The sequence below is a fragment of the Microbacterium sp. 69-10 genome (assembly GCF_001897945.1).
Taxonomy (GTDB): Bacteria; Actinomycetota; Actinomycetes; order Actinomycetales; family Microbacteriaceae; genus Microbacterium.
The window spans coordinates 21,565-43,757 of the sequence record NZ_MKRT01000029.1 but is presented as its reverse complement, the minus strand read 5'-3'; the positions used below and the strand labels follow the sequence as shown (position 1 = coordinate 43,757).

Here is a 22,193-nt window from a genome sequence, read left to right as displayed (position 1 = left end):
GAATCAGAGCCGGAGGTCACGGGATAGAAGACGATGAGCCTCCGCGACATCCACACCCCAGTGCTCCTCGAGCGCTGCATCGAGCTGCTCGCCCCTGCGCTGGCGCACGACGGCGCCGTGCTGGTCGACGCCACCCTTGGGATGGGAGGGCACTCCGAGGCCTTCCTGGAGCGCTTCCCGCACATCCGGCTGATCGGCCTGGATCGCGACACCGACGCGCTGCGCATCGCGGGGGAGCGGTTGGCGCCGTTCGGTGACCGCGTCACCCTCGTGCACAGCGTGTACGACGAGATCGGCCTGCACGCGCAGGGCGCGTCCGCCATCCTGTTCGACCTGGGTGTGTCCTCGCTGCAGCTCGACGAGGCCGACCGCGGTTTCGCCTACTCCAAGGACGCGCCGCTGGACATGCGGATGGACCAGACCAAGGGGCGCACGGCCGCGACCATCCTGGCCGAGTACAGCGAGGGACAGCTGCGCCGCATCTTCGAGCGCTACGGCGAGGAGAAGCTCGCGGGACGCTACGCCCGGTTCATCGTCGCGGCGCGCGCCGAGAAGCCGCTCACCCGCTCCGGCGAGCTGGTCGACCTGCTGGTCGCTGCGACGCCCGCGGCGGCCCAGCGTGCCGGACACCCCGCCAAGCGCGTCTTCCAGGCGCTGCGGATCGAGGTCAACTCCGAGCTGAGCGTGCTGGCCGACGCCATCCCGTCGGCGATGGATGCTCTGAACGTGGGCGGTCGCATCGCGATCATGGCCTACCAGTCCCTCGAGGACCGCCTCGTCAAGCAGGCGTTCGCGGCGGCATCCGCATCGACCGCGCCCGCAGGGCTCCCCGTCGAGCTGCCGGAGCACGCCCCCCGCTTCCGCATCCTGACCAAGGGCGCCGAGCTCGCGGGCGAGGAGGAGCGCGCCCGCAACCCGCGTGCCATCCCGGTGCGACTGCGCGCCGCCGAGAAGCTCAGGGAGTCGGCATGAGCCTGTTGAACGTCCGCGTCCAGCCGCGCACCGAGACGCGCCCCGCACCCGCACGCCGGCTGCGGGCGGTCACCGCGCCCGCCGGGCTGCGCCGACCGAAGCTCGCCTATGCGGCTCTCGCTGTCGGCGGGGCTCTGGCGATCGGCGCCGCGCAGATGATCGTGTCTCTGGCCTCGACCCAGGATGCCTTCGCGCTGGCGAAGCTGAACAACCAGCAGCGCGAGCTGAGCCTGCAGAAGCAGGCGCTGGGCGATGAGCTGGTGGCGCTGAACTCGCCGCAGGCGCTCGCGGCCAAGGCGGATGCCATGGGTCTCGTCGTCGCGGGAGCCGCGTCGTACCTCCGGCTCAGCGACGGCGCCGTGCTCGGCGCGGGGGACGCCGCGTCGTGGGTCTCGACGGTCACGCCGAACGGGCCCACGAAGGTCGGCAACGCCCTGCTCGCGCCGCCCCCCTCGGCATCCACCGAGACGCCGGCAGACGGCGCCGACGCTCAAGGCAGCACGGCCGACGGCGTGCCGGCGGACGGCGCTCCGGCGGCCGATTCGACCGCTCAGGACGCCGCGACCCAGCCCGACCTGCCTCCCGCCATCACCGACGGCCTGCCCTCGCCGACCACCCGCTAGTCCCAGGATGGAGACCGCCGCATGACGACTCGAGCAACACGCGGAACGCGACGGCGCACGGTCGTCGCACTCGCCGTCATCCTGGCCGTGCTGTCGGCCTTCGTCTTCCGACTCATCGACATCCAGGTCGTGCACGCCGACGACAACGTCGCAGCCTCGCTGAGCAAGCTGAGCAACTCCAACCCGGTGCCCGGCGCTCGCGGCGACATCGTCGACGAGAACGGCACGGTGCTGGCCTCGGACGCGTTCGTGTACGACGCGCAGTTGGACCCCAAGCTCATCGACGACTACGAGAAGCAGACCGATCCCAAGAAGAAGCCGAAGATGCCGTGGGCGGAGGCCAGTGAGAAGATCGCCGCGGTCGTCGGGATGACCGGCGACGACGTGCGCAAGCTCGTCTCGGACGCTCTCGCGAAGAACCCGAACAGCCAATACGCCAAGCTGAAGAACGGACTGTCCACCGAGAAGTACCTCGCACTGCGCGATCTCGGGCTCGCGTACATCGCCAACAAGCCGCGCGCCATCCGGGTGTACCCGAACGGCGCGGTCGCCGGCAACATCGTCGGCTTCCTCAACGGCGAGGGCAAGGCGCAGTACGGCATCGAGCGGATGGATCAGCAGTGCCTGGCCGCCACGAACGGGTCGATCAGCTACAAGAAGGGCCAGGGCGGCGTGCGCATTCCCGGCAGCGAGCGGATCGTCGGAGCCGTGGATGGCGGCACGGTCAAGCTCACCCTCGACAGCGACCTGCAGTGGTACCTGCAGCAGATGATCGGCGAGCAGGCGCAGCGCCAGGGCGCCAAGGCCGCGACCGCCACGGTGGTCGAGGTGAAGACCGGCAAGATCCGGGCGGCTGCGGAATACCCCTCCGTCGACCCCAACAACGTCAATACGGTGGACCCGGAGTACTGGCGCTCGCACATCTTCTCGGATGCGTATGAGCCCGGATCGACGTTCAAGGCCATCACGGCCGCGACCGTGATCGACCAGGGCAAGGCCACTCCGCTGTCGCATGTCACCGTGCCGGCGCGGGAGAAGTTCCCCAACGGCACGGTCATCAACGACGCCTTCCCGCACCCCGTGTACGACTACACCCTCGCCGGGGCGCTCATCGACTCGTCGAACGTCGGCCTCTCGAAGTTCGGCACCCAGGTCGATCCGGCCACCCGCGCCGAGTACCTGGAGCGCTTCGGCGTGGGCCAGAAGACCGCCATCGGCTTCCCCGCCGAGCAGTCCGGCCTCCTCCGGGATCCCGCGAAGTGGGACGGCACGACCATGTACACCACGACGTTCGGTCAGGCGTTCACCGTCACCCCGGCGCAGATCGCCGGCGCCTACCAGGCGCTCGCGAACGACGGGAAGAAGATCGACCTGTCGCTGGTGGAGTCCTGCACCGACGCCGACGGCACGGTGCACGAGGCTGCCGCACCGCAGAGCGAGCAGATCATCAAGCCCGAGACCGCGGCCGCTGTTCGGCAGATGCTGGAGAACGTCGCCGTGCAGGGCGGCAACGCCAAGACGACCAAGGTCGACGGGTACCGGATCGGGCTCAAGACCGGTACCGCGCAGAAGACCGACGGGCACGGAAAGTACAAGAGCGGCGTCTTCTTCACCAGCATGGTGGGCATCGCACCGATCGAGGACCCGCAGTACGTCGTCGTGGTCACGCTGGACGAGCCGACTAAGATGAGGAGTTCCGCCGCGAACGCCGCGGCGTTCCAGCAGGCGATGACCCAGGTGCTCAAGACCTACCACGTCGCGCCCTCGTCGGAGCCGATGGGCCCGCTGCTTCCCAAATTCAACTGAACGGCGTTCGGCCGTGCATGGAGATGCCACATGATCGCTCTCTCGCTCGCTGAGATCGCGGAGATCCTGGGCGGTGAGCTGCGCCTCGCCGGTGCGGACACCGCTGCGACGATCGTCGACGGGGCCGTGGACACGGATTCCCGCGAGATGACGGCAGGGTCGATCTTCGTCGCCAAGCCAGGAGAGACCACCGACGGACACCGCTTCGTCGGCGCTGCGGTCGAGGCGGGCGCCGTGCTGGCCATCGTGGAGCACCCGGTCGACGTCGAGGTTTCGCAGATCGTCGTCGCGGACGCCGTGCAGGCGCTGGCCGATCTTGCCAGGGCGGTCGTCGCGCGCGTGCGTGCCGCAGGCTCGCTCCGGATCGTCGGCATCACCGGATCCAACGGCAAGACCACGACCAAGAACCTCCTGGCCCGCATCCTGGAAAACGAGGGCGAGACCGTCGCCCCCATACGCTCGTACAACAACGAGGTCGGCGCACCGCTGACCATGCTGCGCGTCACGGACACCACTCGCTTCCTCGTCAGCGAGTTCGGCGCGGCAGGTGAGGGCAGCATCGCGCGCCTGGCCGGGCTCGTCGAGCCGGACGTCGCCGTGGTCCTCATGGTGGGCCTCGCCCACGCCGGGGGGTTCGGGGGCATCGAGGCCACGGCGCGGGCGAAGTCCGAGCTCGTGCTCGCCGCTCGCGCTGGCGGGACGGCGGTGCTGAACATCGACGATCCGCGGGTCTGGGCCATGCACGACATCGCCGACGAGCGCGGCATGACGACCGTCGCCTTCGGCCAGGCTCCGGACGCCGACGTGCGCGCCGAGGATATCGCGGTCTCGGCCGACGGCACATCCTGCACCGTCATCCGCGGCGATGAGCGCCTGCCGCTGCACCTCCAGGTGCTCGGTGCGCATCATGTCTCCAACGCCCTCGCCGCCATCGCGGCGGCGGGCGTGCTCGGCGTACCCGCAGCCACGGCGATCTCCCGTCTCGAGACCGTCGAGGTGGCGGAGCGCTGGCGCATGCAGCCGATGGGCAACGAGCGCGTGCGCATCATCAACGACGCGTACAACGCCAGCCCCGACTCCATGGCGGCCGCCCTTCGCACGCTCGCGCAGATCACCGGCCCCGACGAGCGCACGGTCGCCGTCCTCGGCGCCATGAGCGAGCTCGGCGAGTCCGCGGGGGAGGAGCACGACCGGATCGGGCTGCTGGCCGTGCGGCTGAACATCCAGCGCATCGTCGTCGTCGGCGCCGAGGCCCGCCGTCTCTACCTCGCCGCCGTCGGCGAGGGATCCTGGGACAGCGAGGCGGTTCACCTCTCCGATCAGGAGGCCGCCTTCGAATATCTGAAGAACGAGCTGCGCGACGGCGATCGCGTGCTCGTGAAATCGTCGAACTCCGTCGGGCTCCGGCATCTCGGCGATCGTCTGGGAGAATTGTTCTCGTGAGGTCCTTGCTTATGGCGACGGCGATTTCGCTCGCCTTCTCGCTCTTCCTGACCCCGGTGTTCCTGAAGCTGTTCCGCAGGATCGGCTGGGGGCAGGTCATCCGCACCCCCGAGGACATCGCCAACCCCAGCCACCAGGCCAAGCGGGGCACGCCCACCATGGGCGGTGTCATCTTCATCCTCGGCACCATCGTCGGCTACTTCGCCGGAACCTTCTTCGGCGGCATGACGCCCGGCCTCTCCGCGATCCTCGTGCTGTGGCTGATGGTCGGATTCGGCGTGGTCGGCTTCATCGACGACTACATGAAGGTCCGCAGCCAGCGCAGCCTGGGGCTGTCGGGATGGCGCAAGATCATCGGCCAGCTGGCGGTCCTCATCCCGTTCGGCGTGGTCGCGCTGAACTTCCCGAACTCGTTCGGCCAAACGCCGGCCAGCGGGTCCGTGTCGCTGTTCCGGGACATCGCCTGGCTCAACCTGTTCGCCTTCGGCATCGTGCTCGGCTGGATCCTCTACCTCATCTGGATCTCCGTGATCGGCGTCGCCACGTCCAACAGCGTCAACCTCACCGACGGCCTGGACGGACTCGCCGCCGGCTCCGGCATCTTCGTCGTCGGCTCCTACGGTCTCATCGCGTTCTGGCAGTTCAAGCAGTCCTGCGTGGGCGAGGGGGCGAACACCGTCGGATGCTACGAGGTGCGCGAGCCCCTGAATCTGGCTATCGTGGCGGCGGCGTTCGCCGGCGGCCTGATCGGATTCCTGTGGTGGAACGCGCCCAAGGCCAAGGTCTTCATGGGTGACGTGGGCTCGATGGCGATCGGCGGCGTCGTCGCCGCGATGGCGATCCTCACCCGCACCGAACTGCTGCTGTTCGTGATCGCCGGCATCTTCGTGCTGTCCTCGGGCTCGGTCATCCTGCAGCGCGCGTACTTCAAGCTCACCCGCGGCAAGCGGCTGTTCCTGATGAGCCCGTTCCATCACCACCTGGAGATGCGCGGATGGGCCGAGGTCACCATCGTCGTGCGGCTGTGGATCATCGCGGGCCTGCTGGCGGCGACCGCGGTCGGGCTGTTCTACGTCAACTGGTTCGCCCAGGCCTCGAACGGCTGACGCGATGGCATCCGAACGTCTCGAAGGCCTGACCAGCTGGCACTCCGACTGGACCGGCCTGCGCGTCGCCGTGCTCGGCCTGTCCGTCACCGGCTTCTCCGCCGCCGACACGCTCACCGAGCTCGGCGCCGAGGTGCTCGTGCTCTCCGAGGACGCGTCCGAGGAGTACGCGCGCCTCGTGCCCGTGATCGGCGCCCGGCTCGAGCTGGGCCCGCTCTCCGAGGTGCCCGCCGTCCTGAAGGACTTCGCGCCGGACGTGGTCCTCGCCTCGCCCGGGTTCCCGCCCTCGCACCCGGTGATCCGATGGGCCAAGGAGAACGGCATCGCGCTGTGGGGCGACGTCGAGCTGGCCTGGCGGGTTCGCGACAAGGTGCTGCGCGCCGACGGCACCCCGGCCGAGTGGGTGCTGATCACCGGCACCAACGGCAAGACCACCACCACCCAGCTGACCGTGACCCTGCTCGACGCGGGCGGACTGCGCGCGGCGCCGTGCGGCAACATCGGGGTCCCGGTGCTGGATGCCGTTCGGGATCCGGGCGGCTTCGACGTCCTGGTGGTCGAGCTCTCCAGCCATCAGCTCTGGTACATCGGGCAGTCGGCTCCGGCCGGTCAGCTCGTCCCGTACTCCGCGACCTGTCTCAACCTCGCCGACGACCACCTCGTCTGGCACGGCAGCGCCGATGCGTACCGTGCCGCCAAGGCGTTCGTCTACCGTCATACGAAGGTCGCCTGTGTCTACAACAAGTCGGACCTCGCCACCCTGCGGATGGTCGAGGAGGCGGATGTCACCGAGGGCGCCCGCGCCATCGGCTTCGACCTCGGGACTCCGGGGCCGAGCGACCTGGGCGTCGTCGACGGGATCCTCGTCGATCGGGCGTTCCACGACGACCGCAGGCACAGCGCGCTGGAGCTCACGACGGTGGACGCGCTGCGCGCCGCGGGCCTGGCCGCACCGCACGTCGTGCAGAACATCCTCGCGGCATCCGCCCTCGCCAGGTCGCTGGGAGTGGAGCCGGCGGACATCCGCGATGCGCTGCAGACCTTCAGGATGGACGCCCACCGCATCGAGGTCGTGGCGGAGCACCACGGCATCCGCTGGGTCGACGACTCCAAGGCGACCAATCCGCATGCCGCGGCCTCCTCGCTGCGGGCCTATCCCGGCGCGATCTGGATCGTGGGCGGCGACCTCAAGGGCGTCGACCTCGGGGATCTCGTCGCGCACGCCGGCGGCACCGCGGGCGGCGCGATCGTGATCGGGGTGGACCGCGAGCCCGTCCTGGCGGCATTCCGGCGACACGCGCCGCACGTGCCGGTCCAGGAGGTCGTCCCCGCTGAGACTGGAGGGGTCATGGACCGCGTGGTGGAGATCGCGTCGGAGATGATCGACGGCGAGGGCACGGTTCTGCTGGCTCCCGCGGCGGCATCCTTCGACCAGTTCTCCAGCTACGCGGATCGGGGAGAGCGCTTCGCCACGGCGGTGCGCGAATGGATCGGACGGGGGAGCGCTGATGACGCAGACGACTCACCCACCGCGCACTGAGAGCGCTGACGGCGCCGAGCGCACCGGCGCCGCGAGCAGGGGACTCTCCGCCCGCGTCTCGCTCGGAAGGCTGTTCACGCCGCCCTCGACCGAGTTCGTGATGATCGCGTCGACCGCCGTGCTGCTCACCATCTTCGGGGTGGTGATGGTGCTGTCGGCGACCAGCGCGAAGCCGACCGCGCCGTACGCGGACGCGCTGCGGCAGGGGATGTTCGCGGCCGTCGGCATCCCGCTGATGTTCATCGTCAGCAGACTGCCGGTCGCGTTCTTCAAGAAGGTCGCCTGGCCGATGCTCATCTTCGGCGTGCTGTTCCAGCTGCTCGTGTTCGTCCCCGGTCTTGGCGTGTCCTCCTACGGCAACAAGAACTGGATCAGGGTCGCCGGCGTGCAGCTGCAGCCCTCCGAGTTCCTCAAGCTCGCGCTGGCCGTCTGGATCGCGTTCGTGCTGATGCGCAAGCAGTCCAAGCTGGGCACCTGGCATCAGGTCTTCATCCCCGTCGTGCCCGTCGCGGTGCTGGCGATCGGGACGGTGCTCGCCGGAGACGACCTCGGCACCGTGATGGTGCTGGTGCTCGTCGTGCTCGGCTGCCTGTTCTTCTCCGGCGCGAAGCTGCGGCTGTTCATCATCCCGGCGATCCTCGGCCTGATCGGCGTGCTGGGTTTCGCGCTCAGCAGCGAGAACCGCATGAAGCGCATCCTGGCGGCATTCGACCCGTCGACGTGCGATGCCGAGAAGGAGTGCTACCAGGCCGTGCACGGCATGTGGGGCATGGCCAACGGAGGGATCTTCGGCGTCGGGCTCGGCAACTCCCAGGAGAAGTACTGGCTGCCCGCGGCCTCGAACGACTACATCTTCGCCATCGTCGGCGAGGAGCTGGGACTGCTGGGCTGCCTGCTGGTGCTCGTGCTGTTCGGCGTCTTCGCGGTCGGCGCCTTCCACATCATCCGCCGCACGTCCGACCCGTTCGTGCGCATCGCGGCGGGCGGCATCACGGTCTGGATCATCGGCCAGGCCCTGTTCAACATCGGCGTCGTCGTGCGCATCTTCCCCGTCATGGGCGTTCCGCTGCCGTTCATGTCGCAGGGCGGCACGTCGCTGCTGTCGGCCATGATGGCCTGCGGCATCCTGCTGGCCTTCGCGCGCACGATACCGGCGAAGCAGAAGGACGCCGTCGCAGCGCCCCGGAACGCGACCGGGACACGCGGCAGCACCGCACCCCGCAAGACCGCGGCAGGCCGCGAGAGCATCGCCCCCCGAAAGGGCGCCGCATCCCGAAAGGGTAAGGTCGCCAGGGGCGTTGTACTGAGCGAGCGAAGCGAGACGAAGTGACCACCTATCTTCTGGCCGGCGGAGGCACCGCCGGCCATGTCAATCCGCTGCTCGCCGTCGGTGATCTGCTCCGCGAGCGCGATGGCGACGACGTGCTCGTGCTGGGCACCCGGGAGGGCCTCGAGTCGCGTCTGGTCCCCGCCCGGGGGTACCGGCTGCTGATCGTCGACAAGGTTCCCTTCCCGCGCCGTCCGAACCGGGCCGCACTGGCGTTCCCAGCCCGCTTCCGCCGCGCCGTCGCGCAGGTGCGCGCGCACATCCGCACCCATGGTGTGGATGTCGTCGTCGGCTTCGGCGGGTACGCCGCAGCTCCCGCCTACGTCGCCGCGCGCCGGGAGCGGATCCCCTTCGTGGTGCACGAGGCCAACGCCAAGCCGGGCCTCGCCAACGTGCTGGGCGCGCGTCGTGCCGCGGGCGTCGGCGTCGCCTTCGAGGGCACGCCGCTCAAGCGCGGCGAGGTCGTGGGGATGCCGCTGCGCCGTGAGGTCGTCGAGCTGGACCGCGCCGCGAGCCGTGCCGAGGCCGCAGAGGAGTTCGGGCTGGACGCCGACCGTCCCGTGCTGCTGGTGTTCGGCGGCTCGCTGGGCGCGCTGCGCCTGAACGAGGCGTTCGCCGGTGCCTGGCGCGATGTGCTCGACGCCGGATGGCAGCTGCTGCACGTGACGGGGGAGCGCAGCGACCTGGCGGACCCCGGAGTGCCGGGATACACGATGCGCCGCTACGTCGATCGAATGGACCTGGCCTTCGCCCTCGCCGATCTGATCGTGTCGCGCTCCGGCTCGGCGACCGTGAGCGAGATCAGCGCGCTCGGGCTCCCCGCACTCTACGTGCCGTACTCGGTCGGCAACGGCGAGCAGAGGCTGAACGCGGCCTCGGCCGTCGCGGCCGGTGCGGCCGTCCTGCTCGACGACGCCACCTTCGACGCGGATGCCGTGCGCACGCAGGTCGTGCCGCTGCTGGGCGACCCGGACCGGATCGCCCGGATGTCCGAGGCCGCACAGCGGGTCGGCACGCGCACCGGCACCGAGAACCTGGTCGCGCTCATCGATCGCGCACTCGCGGAAAAGTAGACTGGTGACGACATGATCAGACCCGACCTCACCCTCCCCATCCCCGAGACGATCACCTCCGCCCACTTCATCGGGATCGGCGGATCAGGGATGAGCGGCCTCGCCCGGATGTTCCTCGACGCCGGCATTCGCGTGTCCGGCTCCGACCGCGCCGACAGCGCCAACCTGCGCGCCCTCGCCGAGGCCGGTGCGACCGTGCACGTCGGCCACGACGCCGCGCACCTGGGCGATGCGGACACCGTCGTGCACACCGGCGCCATCTGGCCGGAGAACCCGGAGTTCGTCACCGCCAAGCAGCGGGGGCTGCATGTGATCCACCGCTCGCAGGCGCTGCACTGGCTGATCGGCGGCCGACGCCTGGTGTCGGTCGCGGGAGCGCATGGCAAGACCACCTCCACCGGGATGCTGGTGACCGCGCTGCAGGCACTGGGAGCGGACCCGAACTTCGTCAACGGCGGAGTGATCGAGCAGCTCGGCATCTCGAGCTCCTCGGGCGCCGACGAGCTGTTCGTGATCGAGGCCGACGAGTCCGACGGCACGTTCCTGCTCTATGACACCTCGGTCGCGCTGATCACGAATGTCGACCCGGACCATCTGGACTTCTTCGGCTCCGAGGACGCCTTCTACGACGCGTTCGTGCGCTTCGGGAACGAGGCCCGCGAGGCGGTCGTGATCTCGGCGGACGACCCCGGCGCGCTGCGGGTGCACGCGGGCCTGGACCACCAGAACGTCATCACGTTCGGCCGTGCGGCGGATGCCGACCTGCGCATCGTCGACATCGACACGACGGGTCCGGTCTCCGCCACGCTCGTGCACGGTGACGACTCGGTGCGGATGCAGCTGGCGGTCCCGGGGGCGCACAACGCGATCAACGCCGCCGGCGCCGTCGCCGTGCTGATGACGCTCGGATACGGCCTCGCGGATGCCGCGGGGGCGATGGAGGGCTTCGCGGGCACGGTGCGCCGGCTCGAGCTGCACGGCGAGGCGCGCGGCGTGCGCGTGTACGACGATTACTCCCACCACCCGACCGAGGTGCGGGCCGCACTCGAGGCCATGCGCGGCGTGGTGGGCTCGGGCCGCCTGATCGCGATCCAGCAGCCGCACACGTACTCGCGCACTCAGCACATGTACCGGGAGTTCGCCGAGGTGCTGGAGGAGCTCGCCGACCACACGGTGATGCTCGACGTCTACGGTGCACGCGAGGATCCCGTGCCCGGCGTGACCGGCGAGCTCGTGAGCGGCGCGTTCGCCGACCAGGCGCACGTGCACTACGTCCCCGACTGGCAGCAGGCCGCCGACTACACCGCTCAGGTGGCGCGCGACGGCGACGTCGTGGTGACGCTCGGCTGCGGCAACGTGTACCAGATCATCCCACAGGTGCTCGACTCCCTCCGGCGCACGCCCGAGGTCTGAGGCATGCGACGCCCCGCACCGCTCCCGGCCTCCGCGAAGGAGCCGGAGAAGGCCGAGACGTCCGCGCCTCGACCTCAGCACAGGGCGGACGCCGACCGGGCGGACGTGCGCGACGCGAGGCGCGGAGCGCGCCCCGCCGCGGGCACGGATCCCGAGGAGGCCGGCTCCGCAGCCGACACCGCGGTGATCGAGGACGCGACGCCGGATGCCGAGGAGCAGGCTCCTCCCGTGCGCAGCAGCGACGTGTGGCGCGCGGCCCGTGCGCGGCGGAAGGCGCTGAGAGCGGAGATCCGCCGGTTCACCCAGCGGTCGCGTCGCAGGAGGATCGTCTGGTGGACCGCGATCGGCGCCGTCGTCGCGCTCGTGCTCGGCAGCGTCCTCGCGGCTTACAGTCCGTTGTTCGCCGTGGAGAAGATCACGGTGGCGGGGGCGAAGGCGCTCGATCCGGCAGCGGTGCAGAAGGCACTCGAAGGCGAGATCGGGTCTCCGCTCGCGCTGATCGACGACAGCGCCGTGAAGTCCGCGCTCACGGAGTTCCCGATGATCGAGTCGTACTCCCTGGAGGCGCGACCGCCGCACGAACTGCTGGTGCGCATCGTGGAGCGCACGCCGGTGGGAGTGGTCCGCACCGACGGGGGCTACACGCTCGTCGATGCGGCGGGGGTCGTGCTGGCCACCACGGCGGACAAGCCGGAGGGACAGCCAGTCCTGAGCATCACCGGTGGGGCGGACTCCGCCGCCTTCCGCAGCGCGGGACTCGTCATCCGCTCCCTTCCGGCTGATCTGCGGGCGCAGGTCACCGCCGTCTCCGCGTCGACCCTCGACGACGTCACGCTGTCCCTCGCCGACGGCAAGACCGTGCTGTGGGGGAGCGAGGACGACTCCGTGACGAAAGCGCTGGTGCTGGTCGTGCTCATCAAGAACTCGCCCGAGGCGCGGAGCTTCGACGTGTCGGCGCCCTCCGTTCCCGTTGTCCGCTGAGGGCTCTGTTCCGGTCGTCCGCTGAGGGATCGCGACGACACGCCGTGTCGGTGCGGGCAGCGGCGTCGGTTGCGCATACCGTCGATGACGAGAACGCAATACCGGGAAATAGTTTAACCCTCTTCTTGAGGTTTAAGGTTTCTCCCTCGTCAGGCTCGAATAACGGAGGCCGGCCATGAGCCAGAACCAGAACTACCTCGCCGTGATCAAGGTCGTCGGCGTCGGCGGTGGCGGCGTCAACGCCGTCAACCGCATGATCGATCTCGGGCTCCGCGGGGTCGAGTTCATCGCCGTGAACACCGACGCGCAGGCGCTGCTCATGAGCGACGCCGACGTGAAGCTCGACGTGGGCCGGGAGCTCACCCGCGGGCTGGGCGCCGGTGCGGACCCCGAGGTGGGCCGTCGCGCCGCCGAGGACCACGCGGAGGAGATCGAGCAGGCGCTGACCGGCGCCGACATGGTCTTCGTTACCGCGGGAGAGGGCGGTGGCACGGGTACCGGCGGTGCGCCCGTCGTCGCGCGGATCGCCAAGTCGATCGGCGCGCTGACCATCGGTGTCGTCACCAAGCCGTTCTCCTTCGAGGGACGCCGTCGCCAGAGCCAGGCCGAGGCCGGCGTCGCCAAGCTCAAGGAAGAGGTCGACACCCTCATCGTGGTGCCGAACGACCGCCTCCTCGAGATCAGCGACCGCGGCATCTCCATGATCGAGGCGTTCGCCACGGCCGACCAGGTGCTCCTCGCCGGTGTGCAGGGCATCACCGACCTCATCACGACCCCCGGTCTGATCAACCTCGACTTCGCCGACGTCAAGTCGGTCATGCAGGGCGCCGGCTCCGCCCTGATGGGCATCGGATCCGCGCGCGGCGCGGATCGTGCGATCAAGGCCGCCGAACTCGCCGTCGAGTCCCCGCTGCTGGAGGCGTCCATCGAGGGCGCTCACGGCGTGCTGCTCTCGATCCAGGGCGGGTCGAACCTCGGCATCTTCGAGATCCACGACGCCGCCGACCTCGTCAAGGAGGCCGCGCACCCCGAGGCGAACATCATCTTCGGAACCGTCATCGACGACACCCTCGGCGACGAGGTGCGCGTCACCGTCATCGCGGCCGGGTTCGACGGCGGCGAGCCCGCTCCGCGCCTGGAGCCGTTCGACGTCAAGCGTCCCGAGGCCGCTCCGCTGCCCGAGGTGCGCGTGGACGAGAAGTCCGTCGAGGACGTCGTGGTCGAGCCGGTGAAGCCGACGGTGTCCGTCTCGGCCCCCACCAGCATCGAGCCGGCGTTCCCGGACGACGGCGACCTCGACATCCCCGAGTTCCTGAAGTGACTCTCGCGGCGCGGCTCTCGGCGATCGATGACCGCATCGCCGAGGCCGCGCGGCGCGCGGGCCGCGATCCCGGGGACATCACCCGGATCGTGGTCACCAAGTTCCACCCGGCCCAGCTGGTCCGCGATCTGCGCGCCCTCGGCGTGACCGAGGTGGGTGAGAATCGCCAGCAGGAGCTCAGTGCCAAGCGCGCCGACCTCGTGGACCTGGACGACGTCCGCTGGCACTTCATCGGCCAGGCGCAGACGAACAAGGCCGCCGCGATCCGGCGGGCATCCGACGTGGTCCACTCGGTCGATCGCACGCGACTGGCGGATGCGCTGCACCGCGCCGCCGACGACGACCGCGTGCTCGATGTGCTCGTGCAGGTGAACCTCACGGAGGACGCCGGGCGCGGCGGGAGCACGCTGGCGGATGCCGAGGCGCTGGCCGAGCACGTGCTCGGCCTCGAGTCGCTCCGCCTGCGCGGGGTCATGGCAGTGGCCCCGCTGGATGAGGATCCCGCATCCGCGTTCGCGCGCCTGCGCGCGGTGGCCGACCGCGTCCGCGTCATCGCGCCGGGCGCTACCTGGATCTCGGCAGGCATGACCGGCGATTTCGTCCAGGCGATCGACGCCGGCGCGACACACCTGCGGATCGGCTCCGCAATCACAGGACCTCGCCCCGACCGGGGTTAACCTTTCAACCAGACCAGCCCGCATCGCTCGAACCGGAGGACACGATGGGTAACCCGCTGAAGAAGACCATGGTGTATCTCGGCCTCGCCGACGAGGAAGAGGTCTACGAGGAGGAGGCCACGCAGCCCGTGGCCCGTGCACCGCGCGAGCGCGAGCGCGAGGAGCACGCTCCTGCCCCTGTGACCCCGCTGCGTCGCCCCACGGCCGTGCACCAGCCGGCTGCCGGCGCGGTGAACGAGATCCTCACCGTGCACCCCAAGCAGTACCGCGACGCGCAGGTCATCGCGGAGAACTTCCGCGAGGGCGTGCCGGTGATCATCAACCTCTCGCAGATGAGCGATGCCGACGCGCGTCGTCTGATCGACTTCGCGAGCGGCCTGTCGCTGGGGCTGTACGGACGCATCGAGCGCGTCACCAGCAAGGTGTTCCTGCTGTCGCCTGAGAACATCGCGGTGTCCGGCCAGGGCGGCCTCGCCCAGGCGGAGTCCGCTTCGTTCGACTCCTGACCTTGGCGACACCCCTCAGCATCATCGGCGGCATCGCCGAGCTGGTGCTGACGCTGTACATGATCGTGCTGCTGGCCCGGCTGGTGCTGGACTACATCCCGATGTTCAATCGCGGCTGGCGTCCGAAAGGCGTCGGCCTGGTCCTGGCGGAGGCCGTCTTCACTCTGACGGACCCGCCCATCCGGTTCTTCCGCAGGGTCATCCCGCCGCTGCGGATCGGCACGATCGCGCTGGATTTCGGCTGGACCCTGACGATGATCCTCGTGATCATCCTGCTGACCGTCGCGCGTGCCTTCTGAGGTGACTTCCGAGTCGTCCTCTCATCGCGGCGCACAGGCTGGGGGGCTATGCTTGGCTCCCAGACGCGCGCCCCGGGTACGCGTCTGAAGAACACCGCGCCGTCTTCAACGACTGGCCGAAAAGAACTCATCGAAAGAGGAGCCACCCATGGCACTTACCCCGGATGACGTCGTCCACAAGGAGTTCCAGCACGTCCGCTTCAAGGACGGCTTCGACCCCGAAGAGGTCGACGACTACCTCGACGAGATCGTCGTTGAGTGGCGCAAGACCCTCGAGGAGAACAACGAGCTCAAGGCCAAGCTCGCCGCCTTCGAGTCCGGCCAGAACACGGGTCCGGTCGCTGCCGCCCCCGTCGCCGCAGCCCCGATCACTCCGGCTCCGGCCAGCGGTGCATCCGCCACGGGAACGTCTGCAGGCATCATCGAGCTGGCGCAGCGCCTGCACGACGAGCACGTCGCAGAGGGCGAGTCCAAGCGCCGCCAGCTGATCGCCGACGCCGAGGCCGAGGTCGCCCGCATCCGCACCGAGGCCGAGGCCAAGCAGCGCGAGGAGTCCGCACGCCTGGAGCGCGAGCGCAACACGCTCGAGGGACGCATCACCGAGCTGCGAGAGTTCGAGCGCGACTACCGCGGCAAGCTCCGCGCCATGATCGAGGGTCAGCTCCGCGACCTGGACCAGAAGTCGACGTCTGACTCGACCCCTGTCTCCGCCATCGGCCTGTAGGTCGATCTTGACAGGACGTCGTCCCCTTCGTCGGTCGGCGGCCGGTGCGATCGTCGCGATCCTTGCGGCGCTCGTGCTGGCCGCCGATCAGCTTGTGAAGTACCTCACCATCCAGCATCTGCCCTCCGAGAAGGCCGTGCCGGTGCTGGGGGAGTTCCTGCAGCTGTTCTACATCCGCAACTCCGGAGCCGCCTTCTCGATCGGCGCCGGCATGACCTGGATCTTCACGATCGCGCTGGCCGTCGTCGCCGTGGTGATCGTCTGGAAGACCCTGGGCGTGCGTTCCCGGCTGTGGGCCCTGGTGCTCGGATGCCTGCTCGGCGGCGTGCTGGGCAACCTGTCCGATCGTCTCTTCCGCGAGCCCGGCTTCGCCGTGGGGCACGTGGTCGACATGATCTCGATGCCGTGGATGCTGCCGGCGATCTTCAACGTCGCGGATGTGTTCATCGTGACCGGGATGATCTCGGTGGCGCTGCTGGTGGTCGTGGGTCTCCGCCTGGACGGCACGCGCGAGCGCGATCACGCCAAGGGCGACGCGCCGACGGCGGACGCCGCGGCCGCCGCGAACGAGGCGTGAGCATGCAGAGCCGCACCCTGCCCGTCCCGGACGGGCTGGAGGGGTCCCGCGTCGACGCCGCGCTGGCGAAGATGCTGGGCTTCTCGCGCACCTTCGCCGCCGAGGTCGCCGAGGCCGGTGGCGTGACCCTCGACGGCGTGCAGCTGGGCAAGTCCGATCGGCTTCGCGCCGGAGGCTGGCTCGAGGTGAGCTGGTCGCCCAAGGAGGAACCGCGCATCGTGCCGATCGCGGTGCCGGAGCTGGGAATCGTGCACGACGATGACGACATCGTCGTGATCGACAAGCCCACGGGGGTGGCCGCGCATCCCTCCCTCGGCTGGGAGGGGCCCACCGTGGTCGGCGCTCTCGCCGCCGCGGGCTTCCGCATCGCGACCAGCGGTGCGCCGGAGCGGCAGGGCGTCGTCCACCGGCTCGACGTGGGAACCAGCGGCCTGATGGTCGTCGCCAAGACCGAGGCGGCCTACACGGCGCTCAAGCGCGCGTTCAAGGAGCGCACGGTCGAGAAGATCTACCACGCCGTGGTGCAGGGGCATCCGGATCCGCTCGTCGGCACGATCGACGCGCCGATCGGACGGCATCCGAACCACCACTGGAAGTTCGCCGTCGTCCCGGACGGCAAGCCCTCGGTGACCCACTACGAGACGCTCGAGGCCTTCCCCGGCGCCTCACTGCTGGAGATCCACCTGGAGACCGGCCGCACGCACCAGATCCGGGTGCACATGGCCGCGCACCGGCATCCGTGCGTCGGCGACCCGCTGTACGGCGCTGATCCCACGCTGTCCGCGCGGCTCGGCCTGACCCGGCAGTGGCTGCACGCGCATCAGCTCGCGTTCACCCACCCGGCGACGGGGGAGTGGGTGCAGTTCGAGTCGCCGTACCCGGAGGACTTCCAGCACGCGCTCGACGTGCTGCGCGGCGAGTAGCCGGCCTCAGACCCTGAGCTCGCCGGCGGCGCCGACCACGCCGTCGATGGTGCCCAGCAGGAAGCGCACCACGTCCGCGGGGGAGGCGTCGCGCTCCACGAGCAGGCTGATCAGAGTCTCCTCCGTGAACGACACCCAGGCCCGCAGCGCGATCCTCAGCGCGGGGGAGTCCGGCGCACCGAGCTCCGTGAACGCCTCGACCAGGCGCTCGGCGTTGCGTTCGCGGGATTCGTCCACCACACGGCGCACAGCCGAGTCCCCGCTGGCGATGCCGCGCACCAGCGAGTGGAACGTGCCCTGGTGCTGCTGCACGAACTCGGCGATGCGCAGCAGCGTGTCCTCGATGCGCTCGCGCGGCGGCAGCTCGGGGCGTGGCTCGGTGGCCAGCAGCAGGCTGTCCCTGGCGGTCGCGACCACGGCGAGGTGCATGCCCTGGCGCGTGTCGAAGTAGTGGAACAGCAGGGGGCGGGAGACGCCGGCGCGCTGCGCGAGCGCCTCCATCGTCAGCTCGTCGAGCGTGTGCTCGGCGAGGAAGTTGACGCCGATGGCGATCAGCTGCTCCCGGCGTTCGTCGGGCGTGAGACGGAGGCGACGCTCGGCGGACATGTCCCGATCCTATCGGCGCGCGGTATTGACTAGAAGTCAATGAGCGGTAATCTGGCTCGTGCGCCGATGTCGACGCGACCATCAGGAGGATCGATGAAGTTCCGCAACCCGAAGAAGCTGATCTCGAAGGCCACCGCCTCGCACGCAGGCCGAATCACTCTGGCCGCCGTGCCGGTCGGCATCGTCGCCGCCGTGCTCATGGGCGGTGTCGCCCAGGGCCAGGTCCCGGTGTCTTTCGCCGTGTCCGGCAGCCAGTTCCAGATCAGCGCGAGCCTGCTCGAGGGCACTGGGTTCTCGCAGTACGCGGGTGTCACGAAGGACACCGAGGGCGGGGAGCACAGCGTCGCGATCGCGAACATCAAGAGCGCCACGCTCGCCGACCTCTGCCAGTCGGTGGTCTCCGAGACCCCGCTCGGCAAGGTGGGCGTGCTCATCAAGGCCGGTGGGGGCGGCAACCCCGCCAGCGCCTCCGACCTGCAGATCGGCATGACCGGCCTGAAGGGCGACGCGTCCTTCGGCAAGATCCGCATCGGCGTGGACGCGTCGACCGTGAACACCGAGTCGAAGGGCACCGCGGGCGACTTCGCCCAGGACGCCGACTCGGTCACCATCAAGAACCTGCAGCAGACCGCATGGAGCACCCAGGCGTCCGTCTTCACCCTCACGGGCATGACGCTGGAGCTCACGGACGGATCGCAGGGATGCTTCTGAGCGACGAGCTCGCTGAGTCCTCGGAGACGACCATGACGGATGCCCAGCACGCGCCCGCCGAGTCGGGATTCCGTCACTGGCGGCGGCAGCGCCCCCTGATCGGCGGGGTGCTGCTGGTCGTGTCCGGCATCGAGATGTTCTTCTCCGGGCAGCTGGACTTCGGCGAGCTGCACATCCAGCTGGGCATCGAGGGGCTGCAGGCCACGATCATCCCCATCCTGCTGGTGCTGCTCGGCGTGCTGGCCGTGCTGATGCCCGCCCATCACGTCTTCTACGGCGTCATCGCGCTGGCCGTCGCCCTGTACTCGCTCGTGGGAGTGAACCTCGGCGGATTCGTCGTCGGGATGCTGCTGGGCTGCATCGGCGGCATCCTCGTCGTCGCCTGGATGCCCGGCAGACTGACGCGCCGCGAGAGGCGCGCGGCGCGCCGGGACGGGCAGGTCGAGGAGCAGGACGCATGATCCGTCGCCCCGCCTGCGCCGCCTTCGCGGCGGCCGCGCTGTGCGCGCTGGTGACCCCGCTGCTGATGGGCGCGGCGGTGCCGACGGCGGTGCGGCCGGCACTGTGCATCCCGCTCATCTGGTGCCCGGCACCGACGCCGAGCCCGACTCCGACCCCCACGCCGACGACGCCGGGGACCGGTGGCCAGCCGGGCATCCCGCTGCCGGGGCTGCCGCTGCCCGGCGGCCCGGGCGCGCAGACACCGGATGCCGGTCAGCCGACGCAGCCCGCACCGGACGCGAGCGCGACGCCGGCGCCCGCCGTGCCGGACGAGAGCGCACCCGTGTTCACGAAGACCCCGGCGCAGATGGCCTCCAAGGGGCTGTCCTTCACCGGTCTGAAGTCGATCGGCCTGGTCACCGTGCCGACCGTCGACGGGGATCGCATCCGCGTGCTGAAGATCAGCGCCGACACGATCACGATCACCGGCTTCTCTCTCTCCGTGCGCCCGCCGGAGCACGACGGTCTGGTCACCGACGCCGACACCATGTCGCTCAAGGGACATGTCACGGTGTACCTCGGGTCGCTGACCGCGACCGGCCAGGACGGCCAGACCCTGCTCACCTTCGGGCTGGACACGCCCCCGTCGCTGGACGACGTCGAACCAGGCCTGCTGCATGTGCAGATGGGGCTGGTGGGAACGATCGCGGACTCGATCAGCTACACGAACACCGACCAGCGGATGGTCGCGAAGAAGTGAGCCGGCGGATGTCGGTGGTGTGCGTCAGACTCGCAGTATGAGCATCGAGGTGCGTCCCGCGACTGAGTTCGACGACGTCGCCGCCGTCGTCGGCCCCAGGAATCCCGCATCCAACGTGTGCTTCTGCCTGAACTACCGGCTGGGCAGCACCGAGGCCAGGAAGCTGCGTGAACCGGATCGGTCCGCGAAGGTCAGGGAGCTCTGCCGGCAGGATCCGCCTCCCGGAGTGATCGCCTATCAGGAGGATCAGCCGGTCGGCTGGGCGGCGCTGCACCCCCGGCGCGAGACGAGTTTTGCGCGCAACCGCCTGATCCCGCATGTCGACGAGCTGGACGTGTGGTCGCTGTGGTGCTTCCGCGTGCGTCCCGGGTACAGGTAACAGGGCGTGACGCACGCACTCATCGAGGGGGCGGTGGCGTACGCACGGGAACGCGGTGCGCCCGCGATCGAGGGCTATCCGGTCGACAACGGCGGCGATGCGGTGAACCTCACCATGGCGTACGTCGGCACCCGCGCACTGTTCGAGAGCGCGGGATTCGAGAAGGCCGCCGACGCCGGATCGGTGCTGGACGGCTTCCCCCGCGTGCTGATGCGGCTGGACCTCAGCGCTTGACGCGTCCGCCGCGGAAATGCGCGGGATCGTCCTCCGCCATCGCCAGCGCGATCCTGCGCACATGCGCGTCGTCGACGTCGCCCATGGCGGCGAGGTCGTAGAAGCCGACCTCGGTGAGCTCGCCGTCCGCCGGATGCGGGTCGCCGGACACCCACGTGCACCGGAAGACGATGTCGGTGTAGTCCACCTGGTCGCCGTTGGCGTACGTGATCCTCGGCAGCTGATGCACCAGGGCCAGCCGATCCACCGACACCACGACCCCGGCCTCCTCCAGGCACTCCCGCGCGGCGGCATCCGCCGGTTCCTCGCCGGGCTCCACGATGCCGGCGATGCACTGCCAGGCGCCGTTGTCGGCGCGCTTGCCGAGCAGCACCTTCTCGTCGCGGAACACCACGGCAGTGGTGCCGACGAGGGGGAGCGGAGCGTGTCCGATGTGCTCGCGCAGCGCGAGGACGAAGTCGGGAGTGGCCATGGGCTCAGCGTATCGGGAGCGGCCGCCACGGCCGCATGCCCGGGTGTCGGGGTCGCCTCGTAGACTCGATGCATGGCCTCCGACTCCTTCGTGCACCTCCATGTCCACAGTGAGTACTCCATGCTGGACGGTGCGGCGAAGATCGGGGCGATGACGCAGGCCGCGGCCGAGTACGGGATGCCGGCGATCGCGGTCACGGACCACGGGAACACGTTCGCGGCGTTCGAGTTCTACAACGCCGCGAAGAATGCGGGCATCAAGCCGATCATCGGTCTCGAGGCGTACATGACGCCGGGCACGCACCGCAGCGACAAGACCCGCGTGTCGTGGGGATCGCCGGATCAGAAGAGCGACGACGTCTCCGGATCGGGCGCGTACACCCACATGACGATGTGGAGCGAGACGACGCAGGGCATGCACAACCTGTTCCGCATCAGCTCGCGATCGAGCATGGAGGGCTACTACTTCAAGCCGCGCATGGACCGCGAGCTGCTGCAGACCTATGGCAAGGGGCTGATCGCCACCACCGGATGCCCGTCGGGCGAGGTGCAGACCAGGCTCCGCCTCGGGCAGTACGACGCGGCGCGGGCCGCTGCGGCGGAGTTCCAGGACATCTTCGGCAAGGAGAACTTCTTCGCGGAGATCATGGACCACGGGCTCTCGATCGAGCGCCGTGTGATGACCGACCTGCTCCGCCTGGCCAAGGACCTGAACATCCCGCTGGTCGCGACCAACGACTCGCACTACACGCACCAGCACGAGGCCGACGCGCACGAGGCGCTGCTGTGCGTGCAGTCCGGTTCGACCATGGACGACCCGAACCGGTTCAAGTTCGACGGCGACGGGTACTACATCAAGACCGCGCAGGAGATGCGCCAGCTGTTCCGCGACCACCCCGAGGCGTGCGACAACACGCTGCTGATCGCTGAGCGCTGCGAGGTCGAGTTCGACACCTCGGCGAATTACATGCCGAAGTTCCCGGTTCCCGACGGAGAGACCGAGGACAGCTGGCTGGTCAAGGAGGTCGAGGCGGGACTGCACTACCGGTACCCGGGCGGCATCCCCGACAAGGTGCGCAAGCAGGCGGAGTACGAGCTCGGCGTCATCCTGCAGATGGGCTTCCCCGGCTACTTCCTCGTCGTCGCAGACTTCATCAACTGGGCCAAGGACAACGGCATCCGCGTCGGACCGGGCCGAGGCTCGGGAGCCGGCTCGATGGTGGCCTACGCGATGAGGATCACCGACCTCGACCCGCTCGAGCACGGCCTCATCTTCGAGC

22 protein-coding genes and 2 pseudogenes are annotated in these 22,193 nt (G+C 69.5%); 22 read left to right on the top strand and 2 right to left on the bottom strand.

Annotation, left to right across the window (positions count from 1 at the left end):
* The first annotated feature begins 33 nt into the window (after positions 1-33).
* The 17 genes and pseudogenes from rsmH to BGN97_RS16060 all read left to right on the top strand — a co-directional run bounded on the left by rsmH (position 34) and on the right by BGN97_RS16060 (position 17,311).
* Positions 34-972 (top strand): 16S rRNA (cytosine(1402)-N(4))-methyltransferase RsmH, encoded by a 939-nt coding sequence (rsmH, locus tag BGN97_RS16140; RefSeq protein WP_292703743.1) that lies wholly within the window; start codon positions 34-36, stop codon positions 970-972.
* Entirely contained in the window at positions 969-1,595 is a 627-nt protein-coding gene (locus BGN97_RS16135; protein WP_292703741.1) for a hypothetical protein, read from the top strand. Before rsmH ends, BGN97_RS16135 begins: the two co-directional genes overlap by 4 nt.
* A 21-nt stretch (positions 1,596-1,616) precedes the next feature.
* Positions 1,617-3,401, top strand: coding sequence for a penicillin-binding protein 2 (locus BGN97_RS16130; protein WP_292703739.1), 1,785 nt, complete (start codon positions 1,617-1,619; stop codon positions 3,399-3,401).
* A gap of 30 nt (positions 3,402-3,431) precedes the next feature.
* A complete protein-coding gene (gene murF / locus BGN97_RS16125; RefSeq protein ID WP_292703737.1) occupies positions 3,432-4,844 on the top strand; it encodes a UDP-N-acetylmuramoyl-tripeptide--D-alanyl-D-alanine ligase in 1,413 nt (470 codons plus the stop codon).
* Complete coding sequence (gene mraY, locus BGN97_RS16120) at positions 4,841-5,950, top strand: phospho-N-acetylmuramoyl-pentapeptide-transferase (RefSeq protein WP_292703735.1); 1,110 nt, start codon at positions 4,841-4,843, stop codon at positions 5,948-5,950. The genes murF and mraY overlap by 4 nt, the downstream gene beginning before the upstream one ends.
* Before the next feature lie 4 nt (positions 5,951-5,954).
* Positions 5,955-7,490, top strand: a complete 1,536-nt coding sequence (murD, locus tag BGN97_RS16115) for a UDP-N-acetylmuramoyl-L-alanine--D-glutamate ligase (RefSeq protein ID WP_292703733.1) — start codon at positions 5,955-5,957, stop codon at positions 7,488-7,490.
* Positions 7,459-8,820, top strand: a complete 1,362-nt coding sequence (locus BGN97_RS16110) for a putative peptidoglycan glycosyltransferase FtsW (RefSeq protein ID WP_292703730.1) — start codon at positions 7,459-7,461, stop codon at positions 8,818-8,820. The genes murD and BGN97_RS16110 overlap by 32 nt, the downstream gene beginning before the upstream one ends.
* Positions 8,817-9,890: a UDP-N-acetylglucosamine--N-acetylmuramyl-(pentapeptide) pyrophosphoryl-undecaprenol N-acetylglucosamine transferase gene (locus BGN97_RS16105; protein WP_292703729.1), complete on the top strand. Its 1,074-nt coding sequence runs from the start codon at positions 8,817-8,819 to the stop codon at positions 9,888-9,890. The genes BGN97_RS16110 and BGN97_RS16105 overlap by 4 nt, the downstream gene beginning before the upstream one ends.
* Positions 9,891-9,902: 12 nt before the next feature.
* Positions 9,903-11,375, top strand: a pseudogene (gene murC, locus BGN97_RS16100) (UDP-N-acetylmuramate--L-alanine ligase); the annotation flags it as partial.
* 33 nt (positions 11,376-11,408) lie between these two features.
* Complete coding sequence (locus BGN97_RS16095; RefSeq protein WP_363331446.1) at positions 11,409-12,284, top strand: FtsQ-type POTRA domain-containing protein; 876 nt, start codon at positions 11,409-11,411, stop codon at positions 12,282-12,284.
* A gap of 175 nt (positions 12,285-12,459) precedes the next feature.
* Positions 12,460-13,605, top strand: coding sequence for a cell division protein FtsZ (ftsZ, locus tag BGN97_RS16090; protein WP_292703723.1), 1,146 nt, complete (start codon positions 12,460-12,462; stop codon positions 13,603-13,605).
* Positions 13,602-14,282 carry a YggS family pyridoxal phosphate-dependent enzyme gene (locus BGN97_RS16085; protein ID WP_292703721.1) on the top strand — a complete coding sequence of 227 codons (681 nt, stop codon included), beginning with the start codon at positions 13,602-13,604 and terminating at the stop codon, positions 14,280-14,282. The genes ftsZ and BGN97_RS16085 overlap by 4 nt, the downstream gene beginning before the upstream one ends.
* Positions 14,283-14,326: 44 nt before the next feature.
* A complete protein-coding gene (gene sepF / locus BGN97_RS16080) occupies positions 14,327-14,788 on the top strand; it encodes a cell division protein SepF (protein ID WP_292703718.1) in 462 nt (153 codons plus the stop codon).
* A gap of 2 nt (positions 14,789-14,790) precedes the next feature.
* Positions 14,791-15,087, top strand: coding sequence for a YggT family protein (locus BGN97_RS16075; protein ID WP_292703714.1), 297 nt, complete (start codon positions 14,791-14,793; stop codon positions 15,085-15,087).
* Between the two features lie 148 nt (positions 15,088-15,235).
* Positions 15,236-15,811 (top strand): DivIVA domain-containing protein, encoded by a 576-nt coding sequence (locus BGN97_RS16070; protein ID WP_292703711.1) that lies wholly within the window; start codon positions 15,236-15,238, stop codon positions 15,809-15,811.
* Positions 15,812-15,860: 49 nt separating this feature from the next.
* Entirely contained in the window at positions 15,861-16,388 is a 528-nt protein-coding gene (gene lspA, locus BGN97_RS16065; protein ID WP_292703865.1) for a signal peptidase II, read from the top strand.
* A 2-nt stretch (positions 16,389-16,390) separates the two neighbouring features.
* A complete protein-coding gene (locus BGN97_RS16060) occupies positions 16,391-17,311 on the top strand; it encodes an RluA family pseudouridine synthase (protein WP_292703709.1) in 921 nt (306 codons plus the stop codon).
* A 6-nt stretch (positions 17,312-17,317) separates the two neighbouring features.
* On the opposite strand, the gene BGN97_RS16055 is transcribed toward BGN97_RS16060, so the two are convergent.
* Entirely contained in the window at positions 17,318-17,917 is a 600-nt protein-coding gene (locus tag BGN97_RS16055; protein ID WP_292703706.1) for a TetR/AcrR family transcriptional regulator, read from the bottom strand.
* Between the two features lie 93 nt (positions 17,918-18,010).
* On the opposite strand from BGN97_RS16055, the gene BGN97_RS16050 reads away from it, so the two are divergent.
* From BGN97_RS16050 to BGN97_RS16035, 4 genes and pseudogenes are all read left to right on the top strand, one after another.
* Positions 18,011-18,628: a DUF6230 family protein gene (locus tag BGN97_RS16050; RefSeq protein WP_292703703.1), complete on the top strand. Its 618-nt coding sequence runs from the start codon at positions 18,011-18,013 to the stop codon at positions 18,626-18,628.
* Positions 18,619-19,089 carry a DUF6114 domain-containing protein gene (locus BGN97_RS16045; RefSeq protein WP_292703700.1) on the top strand — a complete coding sequence of 157 codons (471 nt, stop codon included), beginning with the start codon at positions 18,619-18,621 and terminating at the stop codon, positions 19,087-19,089. Before BGN97_RS16050 ends, BGN97_RS16045 begins: the two co-directional genes overlap by 10 nt.
* A complete protein-coding gene (locus BGN97_RS16040) occupies positions 19,086-19,829 on the top strand; it encodes a hypothetical protein (protein WP_292703697.1) in 744 nt (247 codons plus the stop codon). Before BGN97_RS16045 ends, BGN97_RS16040 begins: the two co-directional genes overlap by 4 nt.
* Before the next feature lie 37 nt (positions 19,830-19,866).
* Positions 19,867-20,442, top strand: a pseudogene (locus BGN97_RS16035) (GNAT family N-acetyltransferase).
* Here the strand turns inward: BGN97_RS16035 and BGN97_RS16030 are convergent.
* Positions 20,432-20,914 (bottom strand): NUDIX domain-containing protein, encoded by a 483-nt coding sequence (locus tag BGN97_RS16030; protein WP_292703694.1) that lies wholly within the window; start codon positions 20,912-20,914, stop codon positions 20,432-20,434. The pseudogene BGN97_RS16035 and the gene BGN97_RS16030 overlap by 11 nt on opposite strands.
* A gap of 72 nt (positions 20,915-20,986) precedes the next feature.
* Here BGN97_RS16030 and dnaE point away from each other — a divergent pair.
* Positions 20,987-22,193: DNA polymerase III subunit alpha (gene dnaE / locus BGN97_RS16025; RefSeq protein WP_292703691.1), on the top strand; the 1,207-nt coding region annotated here is incomplete at its 3' end.

What these genes read in the sequence shown, in the direction of transcription:
- murF (WP_292703737.1), top strand. Translation starts at nt 3,432, where the DNA reads ATGATCGCTCTCTCGCTCGCTGAGATCGCGGAGATCCTGGGCGGTGAG.
- BGN97_RS16060 (WP_292703709.1), top strand. Translation starts at nt 16,391, where the DNA reads ATGCAGAGCCGCACCCTGCCCGTCCCGGACGGGCTGGAGGGGTCCCGC.
- BGN97_RS16055 (WP_292703706.1), bottom strand. Translation starts at nt 17,917, where the DNA reads ATGTCCGCCGAGCGTCGCCTCCGTCTCACGCCCGACGAACGCCGGGAG.
- BGN97_RS16070 (WP_292703711.1), top strand. Translation starts at nt 15,236, where the DNA reads ATGGCACTTACCCCGGATGACGTCGTCCACAAGGAGTTCCAGCACGTC.
- BGN97_RS16045 (WP_292703700.1), top strand. Translation starts at nt 18,619, where the DNA reads ATGCTTCTGAGCGACGAGCTCGCTGAGTCCTCGGAGACGACCATGACG.
- BGN97_RS16050 (WP_292703703.1), top strand. Translation starts at nt 18,011, where the DNA reads ATGAAGTTCCGCAACCCGAAGAAGCTGATCTCGAAGGCCACCGCCTCG.
- ftsZ (WP_292703723.1), top strand. Translation starts at nt 12,460, where the DNA reads ATGAGCCAGAACCAGAACTACCTCGCCGTGATCAAGGTCGTCGGCGTC.
- BGN97_RS16040 (WP_292703697.1), top strand. Translation starts at nt 19,086, where the DNA reads ATGATCCGTCGCCCCGCCTGCGCCGCCTTCGCGGCGGCCGCGCTGTGC.
- BGN97_RS16030 (WP_292703694.1), bottom strand. Translation starts at nt 20,914, where the DNA reads ATGGCCACTCCCGACTTCGTCCTCGCGCTGCGCGAGCACATCGGACAC.
- BGN97_RS16110 (WP_292703730.1), top strand. Translation starts at nt 7,459, where the DNA reads ATGACGCAGACGACTCACCCACCGCGCACTGAGAGCGCTGACGGCGCC.
- murD (WP_292703733.1), top strand. Translation starts at nt 5,955, where the DNA reads ATGGCATCCGAACGTCTCGAAGGCCTGACCAGCTGGCACTCCGACTGG.
- sepF (WP_292703718.1), top strand. Translation starts at nt 14,327, where the DNA reads ATGGGTAACCCGCTGAAGAAGACCATGGTGTATCTCGGCCTCGCCGAC.
- rsmH (WP_292703743.1), top strand. Translation starts at nt 34, where the DNA reads ATGAGCCTCCGCGACATCCACACCCCAGTGCTCCTCGAGCGCTGCATC.
- BGN97_RS16130 (WP_292703739.1), top strand. Translation starts at nt 1,617, where the DNA reads ATGACGACTCGAGCAACACGCGGAACGCGACGGCGCACGGTCGTCGCA.
- BGN97_RS16135 (WP_292703741.1), top strand. Translation starts at nt 969, where the DNA reads ATGAGCCTGTTGAACGTCCGCGTCCAGCCGCGCACCGAGACGCGCCCC.